Below are 25,443 nucleotides of genomic sequence, written 5' to 3' on the forward strand. Positions count from 1 at the left end.
TAGGCAATGAAGAAATCATTTAAAAGATATATGCCGCTGCTGGCGGTTTTGGTAATGGCAGTTATGCTTGCAGCATGTTCATCCGGTACGAAGAATGCGAATGAACCGTCTGAATCGGCTGCACCTGCAAACAGCGCTCCGGCCAGCACGCAGGAAGCTGCTCCAAGCACCAAGACGGTATATCCGCTCACCATTGAGAACTACACCAATAACGGTGAAGGAACGGAATGGAAGGTTAAGTCACAGACTTTTGACAAGGCGCCTGAAAAGGTGGTAGCCAATACCCAGGGAGCGGCTGAGCTGCTGATCAAGCTGGGCTTGACGGACAAAATGGTCGGCGTAGCTGCCCTTTACGGTGCGGGCGATCCGGCGGTGCAGGAGGAGTTCAAGAAGATTCCTGTTATCTCCAAGGAATATGCAAGTAAAGAGCTGGTTGTAGGCGCAAGTCCTGATCTCGTTCTGGGACGCAGTGACCTGTATGCGGATGCGGATTGGGGCAGCGGGACTGTAGAAGGGTTAAACGAACTGGGCATCAAAACGTTCGTGCAAAATACCAGCGTTAAGGGAGCCACACTCGACAGCTTGTACAAGGACATTGAACAGATCGGGCAAATCTTTGATGTGCAGGAGAATGCAGCCGCCTATACCGCTGAATTGAAAAAGCGGGCACAATCGCTTAAGGATAAGGCCGCAGCCAGTGGGGAAAAAACCTTTGCTTATGTGTCTGATGGCGGCAATGGGGCAATCGCCGTGTACAGCGGGAACACCGACACTTTTGCCGGAGATGTCCTTGGTTTGCTGGGACTCAAAAACAGCTTCGGCACGGTTACCGGAGAAATCAGCAAAGAACAGCTGATCGCAACTAACCCCGATGTCCTGCTGCTCTCGGTGTATACCGGAGGCGTGGACCCGGAGAAGACGCTGAAGGCTTTTTATGCCGACCCTTCCCTGCAAAGTCTGAATGCTGTTAAGAACAAAACCATTTATGCGATCGACTTCAACCAGTTCTGGGGGTACAGCTACTCAATCTTTGATGGGGCTGAGAAGCTGGCTTCTGAAATAACCGCTAATAAATAAGAGCAGCAGAGAAATCCGCATACTAGAAGCAGATTGGGCCGTCACCCATGTGACGGTTCGATCTGCTTTTTGAGTGGCGGAAGAGAAGTTTGGATACTTACGGAGCGAATGCGTCCGGAATTTAAATTTTGAATATTCAACTATAAAGATATAGAATATAGTAATTGAATTGACAACAGCTTGGGGGAACAAAGTAGTGGAACTTGGAATCAGCACTTTTGTCGAAACCACACCTGATGTAATCACAGGTGAAACGATGAGCCATGCGGAGCGGCTGCGTGAAGTAGTAGAAGAAATTATGCTCGCGGACCAGGTGGGGCTGGATGTATATGGTGTAGGGGAGCACCACCGCCCGGATTTTGCCGCATCCTCGCCTGCGGTAGTCATGGCTGCGGCAGCGTCCCTGACCTCCCGAATCCGGTTGACCAGCGCGGTGATGATCCTGTCGTCAGCCGATCCGGTGCGCGTCTATCAGGATTTTGCCACACTGGACGGTTTGTCGGGCGGACGGGCTGAGATTATGGTGGGCCGTGGTTCGTTTACGGAGTCCTTTCCTTTATTCGGATGCGATCTGAAAGACTATGAAACCTTATTCGAAGAGAAGCTTGATTTGCTGATGAAGCTCCAGACGTCCGAGAAGGTAAGCTGGGAAGGGCAGCATAGACCTGCCATACATAACCTGGGAATTTATCCGCGTCCGGTGCAGCAGCCATTGCCTGTGTGGATTGCCAGTGCGGGAAGTCCCGAGTCAGCCGTACGTGCAGGAGCACTTGGGCTGCCTTTTGCGCTGGCTATGATTGGTCCGGTGCATCCCCTGGACTTTGCGTCACAGGTTAAGCTCTATAAAGAAGCGGCTGCCCATGCAGGCCATGACAGCTCACGGCTGCCGATTGCGGCGCATGCGCATGGTTTTATTGCGGCGGATACCCGGAAGGCGATTGAACAGTTTTTTCCGTCCACCTATGCGCGGACCAATGTCAGAGCGGCAGAGAAAGGGCTTCCGCCTTATCACCGCGCGGATTACGATGCGGCATGCAGCTTCGACGGAGCTTTATATGTGGGGGACCCGGCAAGTGTCGCGGACAAAATCATTCATCTGCGAAAGCATGTAGGCGTTACAAGATTTCTGCTGCATGTTCCGCACGGCACAATGCCCCACGCTGAGGTGATGGAAGCGATCAGGCTGCTCGGCACCGAAGTGGCGCCCCGCGTCCGTGAGGAAGTAGCGCTTTGGGAGAAGAACAACCTGTAAGATACCTGAATTACACGACATTTGACAACCTGGGGAGGTAGCAGCTCTGATGAAAGAGCAAATGAATGTCTGGAAACGGCAATGGCAGGAGCTTATTCAGGCACTTGGGCAAAAAGGTGCAAACACCCGGTTTAACGTTGGTCCTCCTGCTGCGGAGAGCAGGCTTGCCGGAGTGGAAGCTAGGCTCGGAATCCGGCTTCCGCTGGAGCTGCGTTCCCTGCTGAAAGAGGGGGCAGGCAAAGCTTATGTCTATTGGAATCTGCCAGATGCAGCGATTCTTCCCTTTGAGGTGAGCGGAGAGCTGGGCTGGGATGCGGACCAGCTGGATTTTTTCGTTACTCCCGACGAAGAAGATTCCGGGGAGACTCAGCGTTATCTCAGTTTACATCCGGCAGGCAACGGGGATGAGCTGCTGTTGGATTTGCATAGCGCTTCTGAAACCGCAGTCGTGCATTGGGCCCACGAAACGGCGGAATATCTGCTGCTGGCTCCAAAGATCACGGATTTCATCGGCAAGGTTACGGCGCTGGGTTGTGTAGGTGCGGAGGAATGGCAGTACCCGGAATTTTGCGGTGAGGCCGGGTTGGACCCGGAGAAGCCCGCCAGCAGACAATGGATGGCCTGGTTGAATGAATATTTGACACTGACTCTGGCGCAGGCACAGAAGGAGCTCTCCTTACTCCTTCGCTATGCAGAAATGTTCGGGATGGATCAGGAGACTGCTGAAGCTTTTGGCCGATATGACGCGGATGAGGTGCTGCAGGCTTTTTTGGATCGGGCAGGACAGGAGCGTGACAGCCATAACAAAGAAGCCATCCTTTGTCTTGCGGGAGATGTGCTTAAGGAAAAGGCAGCGGATCTCGTACGCTCAATCTGGGCAGAGACTCTTCCCCTTGAAGTAAGCCGGAGTACACTTGCTTACCTGTCAGCTCATTGTCTTCCGGAGGATGAAGGGTTGGAGCGTGTCTTCCGCTTGCTGGAGCAATTGGCGGCAACCCAAAAGCTGAGCGGTTATCAAGCGAACTCGCTGCTGCAGGATTTTCACAGCCGCAGGGTGCTGGGGTGGATGGAGGATAAGATCGCTTTTCCTTATGACGGGTGGGATACACTTTATGTTCACTCACAGCCCACACCGTCCGACATTGTAATGTGGCTTGGCGGCAGTGACGTTCAGCGCCAGATCGTTATCGCTGCGTTTCCTGTTTTGTATAGCAATACCGGGGCTGAGGTCTTCAGCCCTGCTGAATTGCAGCAGATCCGCTGTCTGCTGGAACAGGCACTGGATGAAGCTGTGCTGAAAAAGGAAAAGCAGGCTGTCCGCGATGCCCTGGGGCTGCTGGCTTGAGTACCGCCCTTTTAAGGACGGCGCAGCGCTTTTCTGCTTGCAATATTGTCAATTGCATGTCTTGTCCATAACAAGATGTCGCTTACAGCCCTGGGATGGTATGATAGGAAGTGGGGTGAATATGATAATGAACAATAAGTCAACGACTGACGAAGCAACAAATGAGGTACAAACAGGCGAGGAAGCAACCAACACAGAGCATACCATGACTGAAGAACAGATGGCTGAGCTTGTAAAGGCGGTTCACCATAATGGCATCGTGGCCCTTAAGATGCATTTCAATGAAGTTCAGGGCCAAGTGATGAATATGGAGGCTTATGGCCCGGTATTTGTATTTCATGTATTGGATGAAGCGAAGGATGTCTATTCCTGCGGCTTTTTCCTGCATGAACTGGTTACCAGATTCCAGACAAACAACAGTCCGAATGTCTGGATGGCTTCGTTCTTCATTGACTTGATGAAGGTCAAGGGGGGCAAAGCTCTCACACCGCCTCCAACCAGTGAAGAAGAAGCCAAGGCGATGATCGATAACGTGCTGGTGCCGCATTGTATTGAAGCTGTACGTGAAGAGTTTGCACCTGAGCAGGTACATGCCGGGCTGGCCTGGAATGAAACCCATGGTCCGGTGTTTGAAGCCGGATTTCCGGCGGTTACCGAAGGGAATAACGTATGCGCAATCCCGCTGCATATGCTGTTAATCCATCTGCAGCTGAACCGCGATCCATCGGAGCTGCTGCTTCAAGGCTTGTATAACATCCGGAAAGAACATGGCATGGAGTAAGCCATCCCGTTCTTTTATCGTGAATAATGCTGCAACAGCCCTCTTCCTGTATAAGGAAGAGGGCTGTTTTGTTTGAATATCAGCAAAGGGATAGGCAGCCCGCAGCCAGTCATGAATAACAGGAATATTATGGGTGGGAAACATATACAATGCAAAGAGAGGATAACGAAAGCGGTTGCGGAAGCAAGGGGAATGTTGCGGGAGGAACGAAACCGGTTGGGGAAACAGAGCTTCCAAAGCGGCGTGAGTGCTAAACTCTGCAATTGCTGGCTGATTCATGTGGAGGCTATACATAGGCAAGGCATCGCTTGGGTTTCAAGAGCACGTTCGCGCGGCGTGTATTGAAATAGTTGTAACATTTGAGGAGGAATAAGATGCTGAAAAGAGGTAAAATGCTTAGCTTGCTGGTGATATTTACACTCCTGACTACGCTCTTTCCCACAGGCAATGTAAACGCGGTTACGAATTGGAATCTGGCATGGAGCGATGAATTCGATGGTACATCCTTGAACACATCTAACTGGACTGCCGAAATTGGTACCGGCGTCAGCGGATGGGGGAATAATGAGCTGCAATATTACACCAACCGCCCGCAGAATCTGCAGGTCACAGGCGGCAATCTCGTAATTACGGCGTTGAAGGAGTCTTATAACGGCAGCAGCTATACCTCTGCACGTATAAAAACACAAGGCAAGAAGAGCTTCACTTATGGAAAAATCGAAGCCAGAATCAAGCTGCCTTCAGGTCAGGGGCTATGGCCGGCCTTTTGGATGCTGGGAACAAATATTGACGTACCTGGCGTGGGCTGGCCCAAATGCGGGGAAACGGATATTATGGAACGCGTGAACAACAATGCTTTTGTCAACGGAACTGTGCACTGGGATGCGAACGGCCAGGCCGATTACGGGCAGATATCCGGAAATCTGGACTTCTCCCAGTATCATGTGTACAGCATTGAATGGGACGCCAAATATATCCGCTGGTTTGTGGACGGCAATAAGTTCAATGAGTTTTATATTGAAAATGGGACCGGAAATACAGAGGAATTCCAGAAGCCGTCGTTCCTTTTGCTGAATCTTGCCGTTGGAGGCAACTGGCCTGGAAGTCCCGATGCTGCTACTCCTTTCCCGGCCAAAATGCTGGTTGACTATGTGCGTGTCTATCAGGCCTCCAATGCGCCGAATATCGTTAGCGGCGGAGTCTACACCTTTGCATCCAAGGCCAGCGGCAAGGTGATGGATGTGGTGGATGTGTCCACGGCGAACGGAGCCAAAATCCAGCAGTGGACCAACTATACCGCCGCCAATCAGCAGTTCAGAGTGGACAGCACGGGAGACGGGTATTATAAGCTAACCGCTGTGCACAGCGGCAAAGTGCTGGATGTACCGGGCTCTTCAACATCGGCCGGAGTACAGCTGCAGCAGTGGGACGACAACGGCAGTAATGCCCAGCAGTGGAGTGTCATAGATGCAGGCGGGGGCTACTACAAGCTGATCTCCAAAGTAAGCGGTTTGGCCGTGGATGTATCAGGCTCATCTACTGCAGATGGAGCAGCGGTCCAGCAATGGACGGATAACGGAAGCGACGCCCAGAAGTGGGCGCTGACCAAGGTGAACTAGCACTCAGCAGATGTATGCGTATCATGTCTTACAAGTAGAAGGATCGTTTATGGCGAGAAGCATATAAATTCTATATTTTGAAAAAAAACACACCGCACGGTGTGTTTTTTTGTCAGAGCGCCTGAAGTCTGGCATGGGAAGCCAGGCGGCTCAGGATTTTGCTTTTCTCGGCCAGATAAAATATGAGCTTGATATAAGGAGATCAATCCCCACTACAACGGTCCATATCTTCAGTATGCTAAAGAGCGCTTCCGTACGTGCCGGGTCGTCGATCCAGATCATGAGTCCATAAAGAATCCCGGCTCCAAGGATAAAAGCAAGCAAATGCTTCAGCCAGCTTTTGAAATAATGTCTGGCATGGTCCATGCCGTAACGTTTGACCGGTGCAGCTCCCTGCTTGGTTACATAATAGCGGAAGCGTTCGTCTGCCCAGCTGATCATACTTTTGCCGAACACAATCGACACGGAAATATAGATGGCTGCAACTGCATGTGCCGTAGTGGCGGAAGCGCCGTTGTACAAATCGATGCCGGCAATGATTAACAGAATCAGATCCAGAACCGGAGTCAAGGCGAGAAAGAACAGTCCCAGCTTCTGGCGTTTGAATAGATAACGTGCTGAAAAACCGGCAAGAATAACAACCCAGAATAAGACCTCACAGGCGACAATCGCCCAAGCAACAAAATTCATAATCCACCCCTTATGTCTAATTGATACGTTTATATATGAAATTATAGCAGCGGATTTTAAATAATACAATTGTATTATTAAAATTGCGCAAGAAGTTTTAAGTATGCTACAATAGGAACATGCCAAAAATTGTGGATCATTCGGAGCGAAAATCGCATATTGCAGAAGCGACCTGGCGCGTCATCATGAATCAGGGAATGAAAGGGGCGACTGTACGAAAAATAGCGCAGGAAGCAGGAGTTTCTCTTGGGGCCTTGCGCCATTATTTCTCTACACAGCATGAGCTGCTTGCTTTTGCCATGAATCTGGTGAAGGACCGGGCCCAAGCCAGGATTGACACTGTTCTACAACTCGATCTGCCGCCCAAGGAGCAGGTGACAAGGGTGCTGATGGAGATGATTCCTGTAGATGACAGTACCATGGCTGAAATGGAGGTATGGTTCGCCTTTGTCTTTCATCTGAAATATACGGACGGGGAGTACGGCGAACTGAACGACGATATCTATTCGGGGATACGCGAGATGGTCGATTTACTGGACGGGCAGGGAATACTGAGAGAAGAACTGGATAAGGCCGTGGAAGCCGAAAGGCTGTACGCATTGGTTGACGGACTGGCCCTGCATGCGATGCTGGAGCCTGAGCGCCTGGACAAGCAGCGGATTATCCGGGTTTTGACCAGTCATTTGGATTCCATAAGCAAGATATAAGAACAGAATAACAGAGAGGAGCCGGTTATGGAACCTGTTAAGATCACTTATGAGTCCATCGACGATTATATTACCCAAGCCCCTTTGGAAATCCGCAAGAAGCTGGAAGCGGTAAGGAAGGTAATTCATGAAGCGGCGCCGGAGGCCGAAGAGAAAATTAGCTACCAGATGCCGACCTTCTTCCTGCATGGGAATCTGGTGCATTTTGCAGCTTTCAAGAAGCATATCGGCTTCTACCCGGCCCCCAGCGGGATTGAGGCTTTTCAGGAGGAGCTGGCACAGTACAAGGGAGCCAAAGGGTCTGTACAGTTTCCTCTGGATAAGCCGCTGCCGCTTGATCTGATTAGCCGGATCGTGAAATTCAGAGCAGCGGAGAATCGGGAGAAGGCGGCAGCGAAGGCCAAGAAATAAGCGGGGCCGCTAAGGCAAGGGAATGAATGGGACAGCAAAAAAATAGGTATATACGCGACAGCAAAGGTACGGAATGAACGCGACAGTGTCCAAAAAAAAGGAGCCTGCTTAGGCTTTAAGCGGGTTCCTTTTTGAGTTCAACCGGAAAAGCTGAGTGCTCGTAAACCTGCTCGCTTCATCTGAAGCCGAAGTTTAAGTGGAAAAAGTAAAACTAATTAGCCGAAATTCTGGATTTTATAGGATTTAGTTGGAATTTGTACACTTATTTTAAGTCAAACCCCCAATTATGGGTGGTTTCAGCGGGAATAGGGGTACTTTTTCCAACTAAGGATGCCTCAGGAGCCAAACACGCTAGATTAGTGGTACTTTTTCCAACTAGGGTACCTTGAGAAGCCAAACTTGGTTGGATTAGTGAACCTTTGTCCACTAAAGATGGCCGTCCTTTGGCAGCCAGAGCAGCCGGAGCAGTCGGGTCAGCCGGAGCAGCCAGAGCAGCCAGAGCAGCCAGCAGCCAGAGCAGCCGGAGCAGTCGGGTCAGCCAGAGCAGCCATCCTTAAGCTTACAGCTGCTTGTCGTCTACGCTGTTCAGCCAGTTTTCAATATCTCCAATCACGGAACGGATGCTGCCATCCCCGAAGGGGGATTTCAGTCCGGCCAGCTCGACCAGCTGGAGGAAGGACAGGCTTCCGCCGGCCTGGCAAAGCCGCAGATAATCGGCCCAGGCTGATGTGAAATCCTCATTCGACCGCTTCCAGAACTGGAAGGCGCAGAGCTGGGCGAGCGTATAGTCAATATAGTAGAACGGGGAGCGGAAGATATGGGCTTGCTTCTGCCAGAATCCGCCTTGTTCCAGATAAGTGTTGTCTTCATAGTCGCGCAAAGGAAGATACTTTTTCTCGATTTCCCGCCAGGCCTGCTTGCGCTCGGCAGGTGTCGCATCCGGATTGGCATAGACAAAATGCTGGAATTCATCGACGGAAACGCCGTACGGGATGAACTGCAGACTGTCCCCCAGATGGCCCAAACGGTACTTGGCGGCGTCCTCTTCAAAGAACAAATCCATCCAGGGCCAAGCAAAAAACTCCATACTCATTGAGTGGATTTCTGCAGCCTCATAGGTTGGAAAAGCGTATTCGGGCACATGAATATGGCGGCTCTGATACACCTGGAATGCATGTCCAACCTCATGAGTCAGCACATCGATATCTCCGGAGGTTCCATTAAAATTAGAGAAAATGAAAGGGGCCTCATACAGGCTGAGATAGGTGCAGTATCCGCCGCCCTGCTTGCCTTTTTTGCTGACAAGATCCATCAGTTCATTCTCCAGCATAAAGCCGAAAAATGCATCGGTTTCAGGAGACAGTTCTTTGTACATTTTGGCCCCATTCGCAATAATCCAGTCGGGATCACCCTTCGGCGCGGCGTTTCCACTGTTGAAATTCAGGCTTTCATCATAATACTTCAACTTCTCCAGACCCAGACGGGCCGCCTGGCGTTCCTTCAGCTTCCGGGAGACCGGAACGATATAATCCTGCACCTGCTTGCGGAAATTAGCGACCATATCGGCATTGTAGTCGGTGCGCAGCATCCGGTCGTAGCCAAGCTCAACGAAGCTCTTATAGCCGAGTTTTTTGGCGATACCGGTACGGACCTTGACCAGCTCGTCAAAAATCCGGTCAAACTCAGCCTCATGCTCGGCCATGAATTGAAACCGGGCCTCCGAAGCGCGCTTGCGCATCCCGCGGTCTGTCGACAGCTCAAACGGTGCGAGCTGCGGCAGTGTGCGCTCCTCACCCTCAAACGGAATTTTCGCCGAAGCAATAATCTGGTTGTATTCGGTAGACAGCTTATTCTCCAGCTGCAGGTCTTCAATAACCTCCGGACTGAACGTCCGCAATGAGATCTCGGCAATCTGAAGCAGCTGTGAGCCCCATTCCTGTTCGAATTCGGCTCTGAATTTGGACTGCACAAGTGCTCTGTAATAGTCGGTTACATACTCCTGAATAACAGGTCCCGCTTCATCCATGTATTCCTGTTCAGCTTTGTAGAATTCATCTTCTGTGTTGATCGAATGTCTGATGCTGACCAGGGTTGCCATCGTGTCAAATTCATTCCGCAGCTTGTTAATTTCACTAAAGGCCGATTTCTGCTCCTCAAGGCGATCTGCGTTAAGACCTTTCAAAAGCTCGGCAAAGCGTACTTTCAGCTTGGCAGCATCCGGACGTTCATACCGGTATTCGCTAAATTTCATGAAATCATCAACATCCTTTCAGGTAGCTTTCATAAACATTTCGTTTTCATTATATTATCTGAAATAATTTTAAGCACTATTTAAACGGAAACTTGAGATGTATCGTGGCATTGACGCTTGTTAATCCATCCGGCTATTTGTATATTGGTACTATTCTGTATCACGGTTTGTACACAAAGGAGGAGCAAGGTTGAAAAAAGAATGGAACAATTCTGAGGATTATATCAGCCAGTTGCCGGAGGAACGGAGGGAAGCCGTATCGAAACTTAGACAGACGATTAAGGTCAACCTGCCTGAGGGGTTTCAGGAAACCATGTCCTACGGAATGATCACCTATGTAGTTCCCCATCAGCTCTATGCACCAGGCTATCATGTCAATCCGGAGCAGCCGCTCCCTTTTGTCAGTATAGCCTCGCAGAAGAATTTTATTGCACTCTACCATATGGGGCTGTATATGTTCCCCGAACTGCTGACATGGTTCAAAGCGGAGTATCCGAAGCATGTCCAGACCAAGCTGGATATGGGCAAATCCTGTGTCCGGTTCAAAAAAGTAAACAACCTTCCCTATGATCTCATTGCTGAACTATGCCGGAAGGTTACTGTGGAAGAATATATTCAGTTGTACGAGAAAGAAGCAGGCAGACACTAAGCGGAAAATCTAATCCATAGGATGTTGCTTCAGAAACTACAGAGGAACGTAATTATATGTAACTATTATTGACATGAAAATAGGAATGACATAGGATGGACCTAATCTTGTTTCGAGAGCTTGATTTTCAGCAAATACAGCAGGTCTTTTCTCAAATTACGTTACTTGGAGGCGAGTGCGGATGGAGATTATCCTTACCGAAGACAGGTTCAGAGAGAAGGTTTTGTTTCCAAGGGAGTATCCAATCTTTCTTGAGGACACGATCGGTGTCACTTCCCATTATCAACGGCTGCATGCCCATGACGCGCTGGAGATTAACATGATCAAATCCGGCACCGGCTACTACAGAATCAACGGGGAGCGTTATGATTTCCGGGAAGGGGATATTCTGCTGATCAACTCCAATGATCTGCACTGTGCCTACGAGACCGATAATTTGGTCATGCAGGTCATTACGTTTGATCCCTCATGGTTTCTGGGCAGCCTGCGCTGTGATCCGGACATACTGTGTCCTTTCAAGGAAATGGGCATTTCGTTCAACAACCTGCTTGACCGCGGCCATCCCAAGATGGACGAGCTCCGGGGGCTTCTGCTGCGGATGCAAGAGGAACACGAGGGCGGAAGGTGCTCATACAACTCCATCGTATATGCTTATCTTCTGCAATTCCTAGTGGCAGTCAACCGCTATTTTCGTGTGGACAACCTGAAGAAGAGCAAGGGAACCATTACTGCCCCGCAGCTTGAAAAAATACGGCATGTCACGCGGATCATGGAACAGCGGTTTGCATATCCCTGGACCCTGGAAGAGCTGGCTGCCCTGACCTACTTGAGCCCCTCGCGCTTCAGCGATATTTTCCGCCGGACCGTCGGCGTGTCCCCCCTCATGTATTTAATTCACCTTCGCCTGGAAAATGCATATGGCCTGCTGGAAGCATCGGACCGTAAAATTGTCGACATTGCCCTGGAATGCGGTTTCCGCACACTCTCCAATTTCAACCGGCTGTTCAAGCGCCATATGGGGACCGAGCCAAGAAACGTCAGAAACAAAGCAAAATCAGCTTGCAGTAAGATAGTGTTAGTTTATGAGCAGTTAGGCGGAGAGTTAGCTGCAGAAGAACGTTAAACTAAGGTTAGATTATATAACTCCACAGGTAATTTCAGCTTACACAATTAGAGGCGAGGGAGGTCAAAATGCAAAAAATCGCATATAAGCTGGAGCATGGACAAAAGACCGGGAACGATTCACTGCTGAAACGGATCCTCAAGCAGTGGGATCTTCAACTCATGGTGGTGCCCGCCCTGTTATTTATCCTCGTGTTCAGTTATATCCCCATGTATGGTGTGCTGATGGCATTTCAGGATTACAATCTTTTTAAAGGTTTCACGGGCAGTCCGTGGGTTGGATTCAAGCACTTTGAGATGTTTTTTCATGCCCCGGAGTTTTGGACCGTTATGCGCAACACCATAGTCATCAGTCTGCTTAAGCTTTTGATTGGCTTTCCGGCTCCCATTGCCTTGGCCCTGATGCTGAACGAAGTCAAAAGCCGGGTATTCAAGCGGACGGTTCAGACCATCAGCTATCTGCCGCATTTTTTATCCTGGGTCATTGTCTCCGGTTTCATAATGTCCATGCTCTCCACAGAGAACGGGAGCGTAAATATGCTGCTGCAGAAGCTGAGCCTGATCTACGAGCCCGTCAATTTTCTCTCGCTTCCCGAATACTTCTGGACCATTCTTGTGGCTACAGGGGTGTGGAAGGAAATCGGCTTCTCCTCAATTGTGTATCTGGCAGCTATCGCCGGTGTCGATCCCCATATGCATGAAGCGGCGGCAATGGACGGCGCAAGCCGGCTGAGACAGATGTTCTCGATCACGCTGCCCTCCATTCTGCCGGTAATCATTGTCTTCATGATTCTGGCGGTTGGCAATCTTCTCAGTGCCGGCTTCGAGGATATTCTGCTGCTTGGCTCGAACCCCGTGCTGCGTGATGTCGGCGATGTCATAGATACTTATGTATACCGGATAGGGATACAAAATAACCGTTATTCCTACGCTACGGCGGCAGGCCTCTTCAAATCACTGATCGGGGTGTTCCTGCTGGTGGGGGCCAACTATGCCGCACGCAAATCCGGCAACAGCTTGTGGTAGCAGAAATGGAGGCAGATATTCATGAAGTCCACGACCGGCGATAAAGTCCTGATAGCGGTCATATACAGTCTGCTGTTCCTTCTGGGGCTTCTGGCCTTTTATCCATTTTGGAACGCTGCTGTAATTTCGTTTAACAACGGAACTGACACGATGAAAGGGGGCATAACTTTTTGGCCCAGGCAATTTTCACTGGAGAATTACAGGGTGGTCTTTGAGGACAGCCGTTTGATTAACGGATTTGTGATCTCGATCCTGAGAACTGTCACCGGCACGCTGGCTTCCATTGCTGCTACGGCTATCTTCGCTTACGGAATGAGCAAATCGGAGCTGATTGGCCGTAAACCCTACATGGTTCTGTGCATTATTACGATGTACTTCAGCGGGGGATTGATTCCTACCTTCCTGCTGATCCGCGAGCTGCATCTGTTCAATACCTTCTGGGTCATGATCATTCCGGGGATTATCAGTGTGTGGAATATGATCATCTTCCGTACCTTTTTCAAAGGTATCCCGCAAGCCCTGGAGGAATCTGCGCGGATTGACGGCTGCTCCAACTGGATGGTGCTGTTCCGGATTATTTTCCCGCTGTCCGGCCCTGTTATTGCCACCTTGTCCTTATTCACCGCCGTCTATCACTGGAACGACTGGTTCACGCCCAGCATTTATATCAGCGATACCGGACTCATGCCGATCCAGACCAAGCTCCAGCAGATTCTGAACTCGAACATTATGAGTGAACAGCTGGCGCAGATGGATTCAGCCGCCCAGGGACGGATGAGCCGGATGAAGGCTGTCACAACCAAATCGCTGTCGATGGCCACGATGATGGTGGCTACGCTCCCGATCCTGTGCATCTATCCGTTTCTGCAGAAATACTTTGTCAAAGGCGTGATGGTCGGTTCGTTGAAAGAATAGCAAAAACGAAGGGGGAAATCTGCGATGAAATCTGTTCGATCAATGGCGGTATCCTTAGCTGCTGTGCTCAGTCTGACCGCGGGTATCGCGGGGTGCTCAGGCGGGAATTCGGCAAAGGACAATGGCGCTCCGGCTAATGCTGCAGGAAATAGCAATTCCTCGGCTAATGCGGCTCCGGGAGGCGGGTATGTTCTTGGAGAACAGCCTTTGGAATTTTCGTTCTATGGTCATTACGACTGGTACACCATGCCGAATTGGGGCGAGGATCTGTCCACCCAGTGGATCAAGGACAATAAGAAGGTTAACGTAGTGCCGATTAGCTCGGGTGGCAACGCGAAGCAAAAGCTCAGCACGATGATCGTCTCCGGTCAGCTGCCGGATGTGATCTGGACCGAGCGGGGAGCGGACGTGGAACAGCTGAGACAGGCGGGCGCACTGGTTCCCTTCGATGATTATCTGGATAAATACCCCAATCTAAAAAAATGGGCGGGCGAAGAAACGCTGAACATGCTGCGTTCGGAAGACGGCAAGCTGTATCAGTTCCCGAACTGGTACACGACCCAGCCGAACGGAAACACCGGTTACATGGTGAACAAGAAAATTTATAACGCTCTGGGAGCTCCAAGTCTCGAAACAACGGAGGATCTCTATAATTATCTGTTGCAGGTGAAGCAGAAGTATCCGGATGTGGTCCCGCTGGAAGTAGGACAAGGCGCGGAGGGCATCGATGTATTGTCATCGGCCTTTGCGGAGAACCGGCCTTACCAATACAGCGCGAAGAGCATGATGGCGGTCCCGAACGGCAGCGGGCTGACCTCCGTGTTCACAGACCCGGCTTTTCGTGAGTCGCTGGTCTACGCCAACAAGCTGTTCCAGGACCGGCTGATCAGCCAGGATGCCTTCACGCAGACCCGGGAGCAGGTAGAGCAGAAGATCATTACGGGCAAAGCGGCTGTATACGCTGCATCCAGCCCGACGGAATTCGGCGCCATCGGCAACTCGCTGCTGGAAGCAGAGGACCCCGAGGCAGGCTACATTATGGTATGGCCGGTCCATAAGGAGGGACTGGACAAGAATAAAATTTTCCCCGGCTCTTATAATCGGTTGGGCTGGAACGTCAGCGTCATCACTACAGCAGCGAAGGACCCTGAAGCCATCTTTGCCTTTCTCGACTGGTTCACTGGACCTGAAGGACAGCGGATTATTATGTGGGGACCTGAAGGCAAGTACTGGGAAGGAACGGACGAGGAAGGTGCGCCGCTCTTTACCGATGCCTTCACTACGGATACCAAAGGGCGCGACGAGCTGATGAATGCTACGGTCAATCTGCAATGGAACGGCAACACAGTATATGTGGATAATTCCAAGATGAAGTTCGAGTCCACGCTGCCGGAGAACAAAAAGAGCTGGGAAACGAAATGGCAATCCGAAATTACCTGGAAAACGCAGTATGACACTACAGAGTTCGTAAACCTGGCTCCGGCCGGCGATTCCCAGGAGGGGATTATCTCGCAAAGCGTGTCTGAAATCTATGAAAAAGCCAGAGCGCAGGCGGTAATGAACGCAGGCAGCGAAGCAGAGGTGCTTGCCATTCTGGACAAAGCGGACAAGGATGCCCAGGCTGTGGGCTATGCCGATCTGCTGGCCTTCAAAACCCGGAAGTGGCAGGAGAACCTGAGCAAGCTGAAGTAATCGGACTCGGGTAATAGGGTAAAATCACAATCTAATACTGCGCTTGCCGGGTACTGAAGCTGGCAATGGACATGAGGTCCCGGCAGCGCTACAGGAGCGGGAGACATTGAACTACTATTTGGGTGTTGATGGAGGAGGCAGCAAGACGCTGGCTGTTGTGACGGACCAGGATGGAAAGGTTATGGGCCGTGCGGCAACGGGCTGCGGCAACCATCAATCCGGAGCCGCGATAGCTGAACAGAATATCCGGCTGGCGGTGGATGAGGCGCTTCACGCTTCGGGCTTGACAAAAGAGAGGATCACATACTCCACGTTCGGTCTGGCGGGAGCCGACCGGGAGGCGGACTATCAGGTGCTGCGGCCGATGATTGCAGGCCTTGGCCTGGAGCGGCATCACATTGTATGCGATACGGTCATTGGTTTGCGTGCCGGAACGCGGCAGTCCCATGGGGTAGTGGTCATCTGCGGAACAGGTACCAACTGCTATGGAATCAATAGGGAGGGGCATGAGCTGCAGGTCGGCGGCTTCGGCTATGCCTTTGGTGATTTTGGCGGCGGTGGAGAGCTGGCCGTAGAAGTATTCCGCTCCGTGATCCGGGCATGGGAAGGGCGTGAACAACCGACAAGGCTGTCCCAGGCCACACTGAATCTGCTGGGATTCGCATCTACAGAAGCGATGTTCCATCATTATCTGGATCATGGCATGCGGGCCCCGCTTGAGATTGCCAAGCTGCTGTTTGAAGTTGCAGAGCACGATGAACTCGCCCGTGATATCCTTCGGAGGCAAGGCCGGGAGCTGGGAATTGCCGCAAGTGCGGTGATCCGCAAGCTGGGCATGCAGCAGGACAGCTTCGATCTGGTAATGGCCGGAAGCCTATTGACCAGGGGCGACAGCCGGTTTATCTCCCCTTACATTGAGGCGGAAGTATGTGCAGCAGCTCCGGGCTGCCGGCTTATGGTGCTCAGACTTGAACCTGTGGCAGGAGCGTTATTCATGGCTATGGAAAAGAGCGGGAATCCGGTAGGCGAATCCGTCTATCATGAGCTTGATGAGCAATTATCGGTACAGGAGGCGAATGCGCTATGGCACAAAAATTGAAGGTAGCCGTAATTGGGGGAGGCTCCTCATATACACCAGAGCTGATCGAAGGCTTCATTCTGAATTATTCCACTTTTCCAGTAAGAGAAATTGTGCTGGTTGATATCGAAGAAGGCTTCCGCAAGCTGTCCATTGTAGGCCAGCTTGCCCAGCGGATGGTCGCGAAATCCGGACTTCCGATTGAAGTGAAGCTGACGCTTGACCGGCGTTCGGCGCTTGCCGGAGCAGACTTTGTCTCGACCCAGATGCGCGTGGGTATGCTGGAAGCCCGCGGCTGGGATGAGACGATCCCGCTGAAGTACGGCATGATCGGCCAGGAAACAACCGGCCCGGGAGGAATGATGAAGGCGCTGCGCACGATTCCGGTGCTGCTGGGGATCGCCCGGGACATGGAAGAGCTGTGCCCGGATGCCTGGCTGCTGAATTTCACCAATCCGGCGGGAATGGTGACGGAGGCCATCAACAAGCACTCCGGCATTAAGTCGATCGGGTTATGCAATTCCCCCATTGCGGCTTATAAATGGCTTTCGTCACTCTATCAGGTCCCCCAGAGCCGGATTTATTGCGAGTTTGCCGGTCTCAATCATCTGCACTTTATCAGCAAGATTACGATTGACGGGAAATCCAAGCTCCCCGAGCTTCTGGCGAACAGGGATGGATACTCGGCGCGGAATGTGCCTCAGTATGAATGGAATGCCAGCCTGCTGCGTTCGCTGGGTTCGATTCCCTCCTATTATTTGAAATATTTCTATTTGCAGCGGGAGATTCTGGAGGAGCAGCTGGCATCAGCAGCCAAAGGAGAAACAAGGGCGGAGGTTGTGCAGCGGCTGGAAGATGAGCTGTTTGAGCTGTATCAGGATGTGAATCTGGCCGAGAAGCCGAAGCAGCTGGAGCTGCGCGGCGGAGCGTATTACTCGGAGGCAGCGGTCCGGCTGATGAATTCGCTGTACAACAACTCCGGCGATATCCAAACGCTTAACGTGGCAAACCGGGGGATTCTTGATTTCCTCCCGGACGACGCCTGTATCGAAGTGAACTGTAAAGTGCTGAAGAATGGACCTGTCCCTATGCCGGTAACGGTTGTGCCTCCTGCCGTGAAAGGGTTGATACATGCCGTCAAAACCTATGAGCAGCTCGCGATTGAGGCGGCAGTCAGCGGCAGCAGGGACATGGCATTGACTGCATTGGCACATCATCCGCTGGTGCCGTCTGTGAATGATGCAGAGGCGATGCTAAATGAGATGCTGGAGCGGAACAAGGCTTATCTGCCGCAGTTTTTTCAGCCTGGCGCTGGACAGTAAGGGCTGGAACTGTAATTAATGGGGTTGCGTGATTGCACTTTCTGCAATAGAATGCTGCTATCCTGAGCATTCTATAGCTTTCGTCGTTGACCCACCTCCGGACGCATTATAAAATCAATGTGTGAATATCCATCAAAATCACATTGAAATTGGCGCATTTGCCGTTGATTAGGAGGTGGAAGTGATGTACCCGATTTTTGATTTCTTACTCAAAAAGCTCCATGCAAAGCCTGTGGGACCCAAGGCGAAGCTTGCATGGAGCGAATAAAATTCGCCTGGATTCAGGAATGAATGGTTAACCCCGCAGGCTTTGCCCTTAAAAGATCAAAATCATTTTAAGGAGCGGAGCCTTTATGGAATATGTAAAAGCGGCAGAGGTGTTACCGGAGTGGTTGCTGAGAGAGATTCAGCAGTATATTCAAGGGGAATTCGTGTATATTCCCACCCTTCCCAGCAGACGGAGAAAATGGGGCGAGAGCTCCGGTGCTGCACAGTATTATCAGGAGCGCAACGAAGAAATCCGCAGAATTTTCCGTACCGGCGCCAGTGTGGATGAGCTGTCCGGGAAATACGGATTGTCCGTAGATAGCATCAAGAAAATAATATATTCCAAGAAATAACTGGACACCCGCAGAATAGATCTGCGGGTGTTTGATGTGGAATGGGCCGCGTAACCGGCCGAGTTCTATGGGAAAAAACTTTTTACATACGAACTTGGCATACCGCTGCATCACCTATCGTTTTACCATAAAGACAATATCATACTGAGGGAGAGGGGTACATATGGGGACCCAATATAGAGCCTATTCGTCGGACGACATGATGAAAGTGAGCCGGTTTCTTTCACATGCGCATTCAAGGCTTAACCGGCCGAGCAGCTGGACAATTGCCCGTTTTCAGTTCGAGATTTTTTTCTATCAGCTGAGAGCGGGATTGCTTCCCGAGTGGGAACAAAATATCGGGCTATGGGAGCACGATAATGGTGAACTGGCTGCCGTCGTTTGCAGGGATGGGGATTTCTACTTCCAACTGGATACGGAGCATCCGCAGGAGGAGCTACTGCGTGAGATGTTCGGATTCATTGAAGCGAAGTCTGCGCCGGGTGCCGTGAAGCTGGCGGTTCCCAAACTAATGCCAAAGCTGCAAGAGATGGCTCACAGCAGAGGATATGTGCTTCTCCCGAACGAAAGTGATAATGTTGTCTCTATCAAGCTGGAGGAGGATCTCCAGGTGGTTATCCCTGCGGGCTTCTCGCTTCAATGCGGGGAAGAGGTATCGGACCAGGCGAAAGCACAGGGACATATCATGGCGTTTAACTATCCAGGCACTGCTCATGCAGAGGAGATGCTGCGATTATACGGGGGAATCCGCCAAGCACCAGGCTACTGTCCAGAGCTGGACTTGTCTCTGGTTAACGGGCAGGGAGAGGTCGTCGCGTTCTGCAATGCTTTTGTGGACGAGGTGAACCGGATTGGAATTCTTGAACCTGTGGGAACCCATGCTGCTTATCGGAAGAGGGGGCTCGGCCAGGCTGTTATCTATGAAGCGCTGAACCGCCTGCGTTCACTCGGTATGGTTAAGGTATATACAGGTCCTATGCAGCCATTCTACCAGCATATCGGGTTTGAGATGGATGTGGAGTTCGGGGTGTGGAAGAAGGAAGGATAGCTCGGAGTAATCATAGTGCAAATAAACAGTTAAGCAGTATTGACTCTCCTCTTAGGGGAGCCTGTAAACTCATCAAGGAAAGGAGGAATCAGAATGCTGTACACAGTAAAGGATGTAGCCGTACTGTCCGGAACTACGGTGAAAGCCCTGCATCATTATCACAAAATGGGTCTGCTGATGCCAGCAGAGGTCAGCGAAGCCGGATACCGGCTGTACGGGATGGCGGAGCTGGAGCGCTTGCAGCAAATTATGCTCTATAAGGAGCTGGACTTCACGCTTGAGCAGATTGGGCAGCTGCTGGAGGAGGAGCCGGAGCGCTTATCTATTCTTGTGGAGCAGGAAAAGCTCCTGCTGCTGCGCAGACAGAGGCTCGATACAATTATTGAAACCTTGCGGAAATCGATAACAAGCAGAGAAAGAGGCGAGATCATGAAAGATACAGAAATGTTCAAGGGACTTGCTAGTGAGCAAGAATGGAAAGCGGCCCTGCAGGAGCAGGGAGAACACTTAAAAGAATCGTACGATTATGACTTGATGGCTGACGGTGCTCCGGTTGATGTCCAGCACATGAACGATATGGCAGCGGAAGCCGCAGCATTTATGACGGCTATGGCAGATGCTCTGCGGTCGGGAGTAAAGGCAGGAGATGTGAGCACAGTGGAATTCATCCGCAACCATCTGGATTTTTTGGGACAGCACGGGCACCCAATGTCTGCTGCGGATTTTGCCGCGCAGAACCGCTTTTTCCTAAGGGATGACTTCCATCTCCGCATGCTTGAAGGGCAGCAGACCGGACTGGCGTACTATCTGAGCGCGGCAGCCGATGCGTTTGCGGCACAGCAGCAATAGGCTAGTATAGCAACAGTTCTAAATCTGTAAATAAGGACGGACCCTCCGTGGTTCGATGAAGAGAAACAACATCAAGCGAGTCTGCTCCTTACAAACCGTAAAACCTTTATTTTCACAAAAACAATGTGGAGAGCAAGTAGGTAGTGTGCAAAGCAAGCGACAAGTATGCAGAGCAAGAGGGGGCCACAGTTTCTGCGGTTCCCTCTTGCTGTCTGTTATGTCTGAAGCTGGTTGAATTTGGCCTGCAGCCATTGTGCAGATTGTTTCATGTAAGCCAGTTGATCCGCAGCGTCAAAATGCTCAATGGCTGCCGTGTTTTTGTACCCGATAGCCACTAGCCGCTCTAAGATCTCTTGCACCGGAATGCAGCCGGAGCCGACAGGAGAAGGAAACAGCCTGGTCCCGTCTGTGCTGATTTTCGGAACTTCACCAGGATGTTCTTCGAGTGAGCGGTCTTTACAGTGAACATGAACAATTCTTGATTTCAGCTTCTCGAAGGCTTCCAGCGCATCTTCGCCCCGGTAGATGAAATTCCCTGTATCGAAGGTGATGCCAAGCTTTGGAACCTCATTCAGGAACCACAGCAGTTCTTCGGAAGTGGAGAATGGCGCCCGGCTGTCATCGAAATCCTCCATCGTGACAACAATACCTGTGCGCTCTGCATACTCGCACATTTCCCTGAGTGCCGCAGCCATGTGCCGCAGCGAGCGTTTCCGCAGCTCCTGGTCTGCCGATTCACCGGTGAAACCGGGAATCACAAGAACTTTGCCCGCACCCAAAAATTCAGCCGTATCAATGAATGCAAGGCCGGGCTGGACATCGGAAGCATTGCCGAAATCAAAAAAAGCGTACATGGAAGCCACAGACATTCCGGCTTGCTCCAGCAGCTTTTTCATAGCCTCAGGGTTCGGCTGCACTTCATCCAGATCCAGCTCTACAGCCTGAATGCCATACCCGCGCGCAAGACCCAGCACCTCCGGCAACGGAAGCCCTGTTTGTTTGCTTGCAGTCACTATATGGTTGTAAAACACAGATATTTGCATCATATGCTCCTTTCATTCTGTGAGATTTTGCAATCGCTTCCTTGACAAGTATAGGGGATATTCGTCAGGGGTTCCACTGGCAATTCCGCAGGAGGACAGGCGTCCTTTTTTTGTTTCCTAAATTGCTCTATGATGAGGGACAAGAATCCATATTCAGGGGAGAGAACACATTTGAATACAGCAAAGCTCAGTTTTATCGGTGCGGGATTTCATGCATCTACGAATATTTATCCTTCGGCCACCCAAGCGGGGGCAGAAATTGTTGCGATTGCGACCCGGAATCTGGAGCGCTCCAGGGCCGCACTCCAGCGGTTTGGCAGCAGCGGCAAACCTTACAGCGACTACCGGAAGATGCTGCAGGAAGTAGAATGCGATGGAGTAGTGGTGGTCGCGCAGCCACAGGATCAAACCGCCCTGGTGCTGGATTGCATCCATGCCGGAAAAAATGTCTATGTAGACAAGCCGCTTGGCTGGAATGGCCCGGAAGCGCTTCAGTTTGCAGATGCTGCCGAACAAGCCGGAGTGGTGCTGATGGTGGGGTTCATGAAGCGTTATGCCCCCGTCTACTTGAAGCTGAAGGAGCTGATTGCGGGAGGAACGCTGGGGGAAGCCCGCTCCTTCCAGGCCCGGTTCGCGGTGGACAGCACACCTTTCTGCAAGGACGAGGAGCAGTTTATGAAGCTCGCTGCCATTCATATTGTGGATTTATTGCGGTTTTTGTTTGGTGAAGCGGTCCAAAGCTCGGGGTTCACGAACAATGACAATGAACGGATCGCCCAGAGCATCTCGCTGAAATTTGCCAATGGCGTCGTGGGCAGCGTCTATTTTGCCGGGATGAGCGCATGGTCCAGAGAAAGCGAGAGCCTGACAGTTACCTTCGATCACGGGTTCGTCTGTGCGGATGAAGTCGTGAAGCTGTCGGTTCATCATTCTCTGGCGGCCAGCGGGCTGCCTTGGCAATCGCTTGCGGAGCAGGATATGGTGTTCACCCCTTCCGCATCTGCGATGTCCGGCGGCTACAGAGATTTGTATCTGCGGGGCTTCGTCGGCGAAATGGCGCATTTCATCCAATGCTGCCGTGAAGGGCTGACGCCTGTCTCCAGCGGCCGGGATAATGTAAAAACCATGGAGCTGTGCGATGCCATTTTGTCTGCATTGATGTAGTAATCCCCTGTAAACATGGCACTTAATTGGCTTCCGGGGACAGGAGATCCGTTATTTCATATGAATGCCTTTTCTTAGGCTGTATAGTCTGAAATAACGGATTCTGAATCCGTATCAATTGGTAAATAAATGGCAGGCCGGGATACCGCGCAAATCCATATACTTGCAATCGGAGCCTGAAGGAACACACGTTTCAATCTGCCTCCATAAGCAGTTAATCCGAAACTTACTTCTCTTCTTCGGCAAATAAAGAAGCCGCCTCACTGCAGCCCGTCCGGTAATCTCAGACAGTAAATACAGCAAAACGGCGTGTACTTCACGACATCTATGGGTTCATTAAATATTATCTATGAGTTCATCAGATATGTACTCTTGAATTGGGAGTTCGGGTTCTTGTGTATGACCTTTTTTGGACCCACGATAATTGCATAATACTACAGCGGGAAGTATAAGTCTATATTTTTTTGGGTTTCTCTCTATACTTATGAGTATTCTCATCAGGAAAAGAGGGCCAATATGATTGTTAATCGAAGTGAAACAGATGAAAAGGTATATTTGCAGGAGGTAGTAGCAAGGCTTAAGTATGCTCTGGAAGCAATCGATGGACGGATAAGCTCAGCCCGGCAAGAGATTCTTGAGGCCAAAAAATACCTCTGGGCCAACTCCGCGCAGATCGATCCTGCGGAACGGGCGGCTAACAAAGTTGAGATATCCCTAAGCATTGGCCATGGAGAACAAGCAGTAGTCAAGCGGGGCAGGCTGCGGAAGCTGCTTCAGACCCCATATTTTGGCAGAGTTGATTTCCAGTCAGATCATCATTCGGAAGCCTTGACCTGTTACATCGGGGTGCATTCTTTTGCCGAAGAAGACAGCCAGGAGAATGTGATCTATGATTGGCGTTCTCCCATCGCAAGCATGTTCTATGATTTCAATACCGGCAGGGCCAACTATTCTTCACCTTCCGGAGAAGTGGCCGGGGAAATCACGCTAAAAAGACAATACAGCATCAAAAACAGCAAAATGGAATATATGATCGAAAGCTCGCTGAACATCAATGACGATGTGCTGCAAAAGGAGCTCAGCCGGACCTCGGACGAGAAAATGAAAAATATTGTCGCTACCATTCAGAAGGAGCAGAATGTGATCATCCGCAATGAATCCGCCCGGGAGCTGATCATCCAGGGTGTTGCCGGCTCGGGTAAAACCTCTGTCGCCTTGCACCGCGTGGCTTATCTGCTGTACCGGTATAAGGAAACCTTAACCTCGCAAAATATCCTGATCCTCTCTCCGAATAAGGTGTTCTCGGATTATATTTCGAATGTCCTGCCGGAGCTGGGCGAAGAGAAAATCATGGAACTCAGCTTCGATGAGCTTGCTGCCGCTGAGCTTGCGGGAATATGCGGATTCCAGACCTTTTACCAGCAGGTCGCAGAGCTGGCCGGTTCGGTGGATGACTCCGCAATTGAACGGATCAGATACAAGGCGGATATGGATTTTGTTCAAGGGCTGGAGAGCTACATTCTGCATATTAGCGAAGCCTATTTTGTTCCTGCTGATATATCCGTTGGTCAGGTGCGGATTCCTGCAGAAGAAGTGCTGAGTGCCTATCAGTCCGCACGCAGTCTGCCGGTTAGACAAAGGCTGGAGAAGACGGCATCGATCCTGTCAGGCCGGACCCGGGATGAGAACGGGCGGAGTTTACCCTCAGCCACAGCCAACACCATCAAAACCGCTGTCAAAAAAATGTTCAAATCGCTTAATATGCTTACGCTCTATAAGGATTTCTACGAGCATACCGGCAGGCCGGAGCTGTTCAAGCTGAAAAAGGCAAAGCTGCTTGAATTCTGCGACGTTTTTCCCCTGGTCTATCTGAAGCTTCGAATGGAAGGAACTAAAGGCTTCGATGCTGTAAAACATCTTTTGGTGGATGAAATGCAGGACTACACGGCCATCCAATACAGGGTTCTAGCGCTTCTTTTTCAATGCAAAAAGACGATACTCGGTGACAGCAGCCAATCCGTGAATCCGTATTCTTCCTCATCCATCTCGGAGATCAAACAGGTTTTTCCCGGAGCCGGTACGGTTGAATTGCTGAAGAGCTACCGCTCCACCCTCGAAATTATTCATTTTGCCCAGGGAATTAATCATAACACCCGGATAGTTCCGGTCGAACGCCATGGTGAGCCTCCGGTGATCATTGGTGCAGACACGCCTGAAGAAGAATTGTCGCACATCAACAGGCTGATCGCGCGCTTCCGTGAATCGGGGCATCATTCCCTCGGGGTGGTCTGCAAGACACACGAGCAGGCGCAAAGTTTGTACGAAGCAGTAAAAAGTGCCCACAAGGATATGGTTCTGCTGGATTTCAGCAGTGACAGATTTCATGAGGGGATTATGATCACCTCCGCACATATGGCTAAGGGGCTGGAGTTCGATCAGGTGATTATCCCTTTTTGTGATGCAGTGAATTATAGGACAGAGCTCGACCGGAGTATGCTCTATATAGCCTGTACCAGAGCCATGCATGTGCTTGCTTTAACCTTTTGCGGTGAAGCCTCTGGGTGGTTATAACCATCCTGCTCTGCGCATACAGCAGTTTAATGTCCTCTGTATGCAGCTTGCGCAAAAATGATCCGGATGAGAGATATGATTTCGAGGCGGTGGACCACAAAGTTTTTATCATATCTGTTTTTTGCTTGCCGATGTTTTGATGATCGTGTGGCTGCGGCTCTTCAGTTCCGGCCGGGTGAATATCAGAGGGAAGGCAGGGCATAAACCCCAA

At 50.9% G+C, this 25,443-nt stretch carries 23 protein-coding genes; 20 read left to right on the top strand and 3 right to left on the bottom strand.

Going from position 1 to position 25,443, the window contains the following annotated elements; translation table 11 throughout:
- The first annotated feature begins 6 nt into the window (after positions 1-6).
- The 5 genes from PGRAT_RS10535 to PGRAT_RS10560 all read left to right on the top strand — a co-directional run bounded on the left by PGRAT_RS10535 (position 7) and on the right by PGRAT_RS10560 (position 6,074).
- Positions 7-1,077, top strand: coding sequence for an ABC transporter substrate-binding protein (locus PGRAT_RS10535; protein WP_025703478.1), 1,071 nt, complete (start codon positions 7-9; stop codon positions 1,075-1,077).
- A 196-nt stretch (positions 1,078-1,273) separates the two neighbouring features.
- On the top strand, positions 1,274-2,329 hold the full coding sequence (locus PGRAT_RS10540; RefSeq protein ID WP_025703477.1) for an LLM class flavin-dependent oxidoreductase: 1,056 nt from the start codon (positions 1,274-1,276) through the stop codon (positions 2,327-2,329).
- 49 nt (positions 2,330-2,378) lie between these two features.
- A complete protein-coding gene (locus PGRAT_RS10545) occupies positions 2,379-3,674 on the top strand; it encodes an SMI1/KNR4 family protein (RefSeq protein WP_025703476.1) in 1,296 nt (431 codons plus the stop codon).
- A 127-nt stretch (positions 3,675-3,801) separates the two neighbouring features.
- Positions 3,802-4,455 (top strand): hypothetical protein, encoded by a 654-nt coding sequence (locus PGRAT_RS10550; protein WP_036703003.1) that lies wholly within the window; start codon positions 3,802-3,804, stop codon positions 4,453-4,455.
- 374 nt (positions 4,456-4,829) lie between these two features.
- Positions 4,830-6,074 (top strand): RICIN domain-containing protein, encoded by a 1,245-nt coding sequence (locus PGRAT_RS10560; RefSeq protein WP_025703473.1) that lies wholly within the window; start codon positions 4,830-4,832, stop codon positions 6,072-6,074.
- Positions 6,075-6,224: 150 nt separating this feature from the next.
- Here PGRAT_RS10560 and PGRAT_RS10565 read toward each other — a convergent pair whose 3' ends face one another.
- The gene (locus tag PGRAT_RS10565) at positions 6,225-6,764 is read right to left on the bottom strand and encodes a hypothetical protein (RefSeq protein WP_025703472.1); all 540 of its coding nucleotides are present in this window, start codon (positions 6,762-6,764) and stop codon (positions 6,225-6,227) included.
- Between the two features lie 119 nt (positions 6,765-6,883).
- Between PGRAT_RS10565 and PGRAT_RS10570 the strand changes: the two genes are divergently transcribed.
- The 3 genes from PGRAT_RS10570 to PGRAT_RS33165 all read left to right on the top strand — a co-directional run bounded on the left by PGRAT_RS10570 (position 6,884) and on the right by PGRAT_RS33165 (position 8,439).
- Positions 6,884-7,471 (top strand): TetR/AcrR family transcriptional regulator, encoded by a 588-nt coding sequence (locus PGRAT_RS10570; RefSeq protein ID WP_025703471.1) that lies wholly within the window; start codon positions 6,884-6,886, stop codon positions 7,469-7,471.
- Between the two features lie 27 nt (positions 7,472-7,498).
- Positions 7,499-7,882 (top strand): iron chaperone, encoded by a 384-nt coding sequence (locus PGRAT_RS10575; RefSeq protein WP_025703470.1) that lies wholly within the window; start codon positions 7,499-7,501, stop codon positions 7,880-7,882.
- 419 nt (positions 7,883-8,301) lie between these two features.
- Positions 8,302-8,439, top strand: coding sequence for a hypothetical protein (locus PGRAT_RS33165; protein ID WP_156124059.1), 138 nt, complete (start codon positions 8,302-8,304; stop codon positions 8,437-8,439).
- Positions 8,440-8,441: 2 nt separating this feature from the next.
- On the opposite strand, the gene PGRAT_RS10580 is transcribed toward PGRAT_RS33165, so the two are convergent.
- Entirely contained in the window at positions 8,442-10,133 is a 1,692-nt protein-coding gene (locus PGRAT_RS10580) for a M3 family oligoendopeptidase (protein WP_025709023.1), read from the bottom strand.
- 190 nt (positions 10,134-10,323) lie between these two features.
- Between PGRAT_RS10580 and PGRAT_RS10585 the strand changes: the two genes are divergently transcribed.
- From PGRAT_RS10585 to PGRAT_RS10630, 10 genes are all read left to right on the top strand, one after another.
- Complete coding sequence (locus PGRAT_RS10585) at positions 10,324-10,782, top strand: DUF1801 domain-containing protein (protein ID WP_025709021.1); 459 nt, start codon at positions 10,324-10,326, stop codon at positions 10,780-10,782.
- Between the two features lie 181 nt (positions 10,783-10,963).
- Positions 10,964-11,905: an AraC family transcriptional regulator gene (locus PGRAT_RS10590; protein WP_025709020.1), complete on the top strand. Its 942-nt coding sequence runs from the start codon at positions 10,964-10,966 to the stop codon at positions 11,903-11,905.
- Positions 11,906-11,973: 68 nt separating this feature from the next.
- Positions 11,974-12,930: an ABC transporter permease gene (locus PGRAT_RS10595; protein WP_025709018.1), complete on the top strand. Its 957-nt coding sequence runs from the start codon at positions 11,974-11,976 to the stop codon at positions 12,928-12,930.
- A 21-nt stretch (positions 12,931-12,951) separates the two neighbouring features.
- Positions 12,952-13,845 carry a carbohydrate ABC transporter permease gene (locus PGRAT_RS10600; RefSeq protein ID WP_025709017.1) on the top strand — a complete coding sequence of 298 codons (894 nt, stop codon included), beginning with the start codon at positions 12,952-12,954 and terminating at the stop codon, positions 13,843-13,845.
- Between the two features lie 24 nt (positions 13,846-13,869).
- On the top strand, positions 13,870-15,537 hold the full coding sequence (locus PGRAT_RS10605) for an extracellular solute-binding protein (protein ID WP_025709016.1): 1,668 nt from the start codon (positions 13,870-13,872) through the stop codon (positions 15,535-15,537).
- A 106-nt stretch (positions 15,538-15,643) separates the two neighbouring features.
- Positions 15,644-16,636: an N-acetylglucosamine kinase gene (locus PGRAT_RS10610; RefSeq protein WP_025709014.1), complete on the top strand. Its 993-nt coding sequence runs from the start codon at positions 15,644-15,646 to the stop codon at positions 16,634-16,636.
- A complete protein-coding gene (locus tag PGRAT_RS10615; protein WP_025709011.1) occupies positions 16,621-17,937 on the top strand; it encodes a 6-phospho-beta-glucosidase in 1,317 nt (438 codons plus the stop codon). The genes PGRAT_RS10610 and PGRAT_RS10615 overlap by 16 nt, the downstream gene beginning before the upstream one ends.
- 353 nt (positions 17,938-18,290) lie before the next feature.
- The gene (locus tag PGRAT_RS10620; RefSeq protein ID WP_025709009.1) at positions 18,291-18,557 is read left to right on the top strand and encodes a CD3324 family protein; all 267 of its coding nucleotides are present in this window, start codon (positions 18,291-18,293) and stop codon (positions 18,555-18,557) included.
- A gap of 163 nt (positions 18,558-18,720) precedes the next feature.
- Positions 18,721-19,605 carry a GNAT family N-acetyltransferase gene (locus PGRAT_RS10625; RefSeq protein WP_025709008.1) on the top strand — a complete coding sequence of 295 codons (885 nt, stop codon included), beginning with the start codon at positions 18,721-18,723 and terminating at the stop codon, positions 19,603-19,605.
- A 93-nt stretch (positions 19,606-19,698) separates the two neighbouring features.
- On the top strand, positions 19,699-20,454 hold the full coding sequence (locus PGRAT_RS10630; RefSeq protein ID WP_025709006.1) for a MerR family transcriptional regulator: 756 nt from the start codon (positions 19,699-19,701) through the stop codon (positions 20,452-20,454).
- Between the two features lie 215 nt (positions 20,455-20,669).
- Here PGRAT_RS10630 and PGRAT_RS10635 read toward each other — a convergent pair whose 3' ends face one another.
- Positions 20,670-21,500, bottom strand: coding sequence for a sugar phosphate isomerase/epimerase family protein (locus PGRAT_RS10635; RefSeq protein WP_238326923.1), 831 nt, complete (start codon positions 21,498-21,500; stop codon positions 20,670-20,672).
- Between the two features lie 168 nt (positions 21,501-21,668).
- Between PGRAT_RS10635 and PGRAT_RS10640 the strand changes: the two genes are divergently transcribed.
- A complete protein-coding gene (locus PGRAT_RS10640; RefSeq protein ID WP_025709003.1) occupies positions 21,669-22,661 on the top strand; it encodes a Gfo/Idh/MocA family protein in 993 nt (330 codons plus the stop codon).
- A 516-nt stretch (positions 22,662-23,177) separates the two neighbouring features.
- Positions 23,178-25,232, top strand: coding sequence for a HelD family protein (locus PGRAT_RS10645; RefSeq protein WP_174469024.1), 2,055 nt, complete (start codon positions 23,178-23,180; stop codon positions 25,230-25,232).
- Positions 25,233-25,443 lie beyond the last annotated feature (211 nt).

This window comes from Paenibacillus graminis, assembly GCF_000758705.1.
Lineage (GTDB): Bacteria > Bacillota > Bacilli > Paenibacillales > Paenibacillaceae > Paenibacillus_AQ > Paenibacillus_AQ graminis.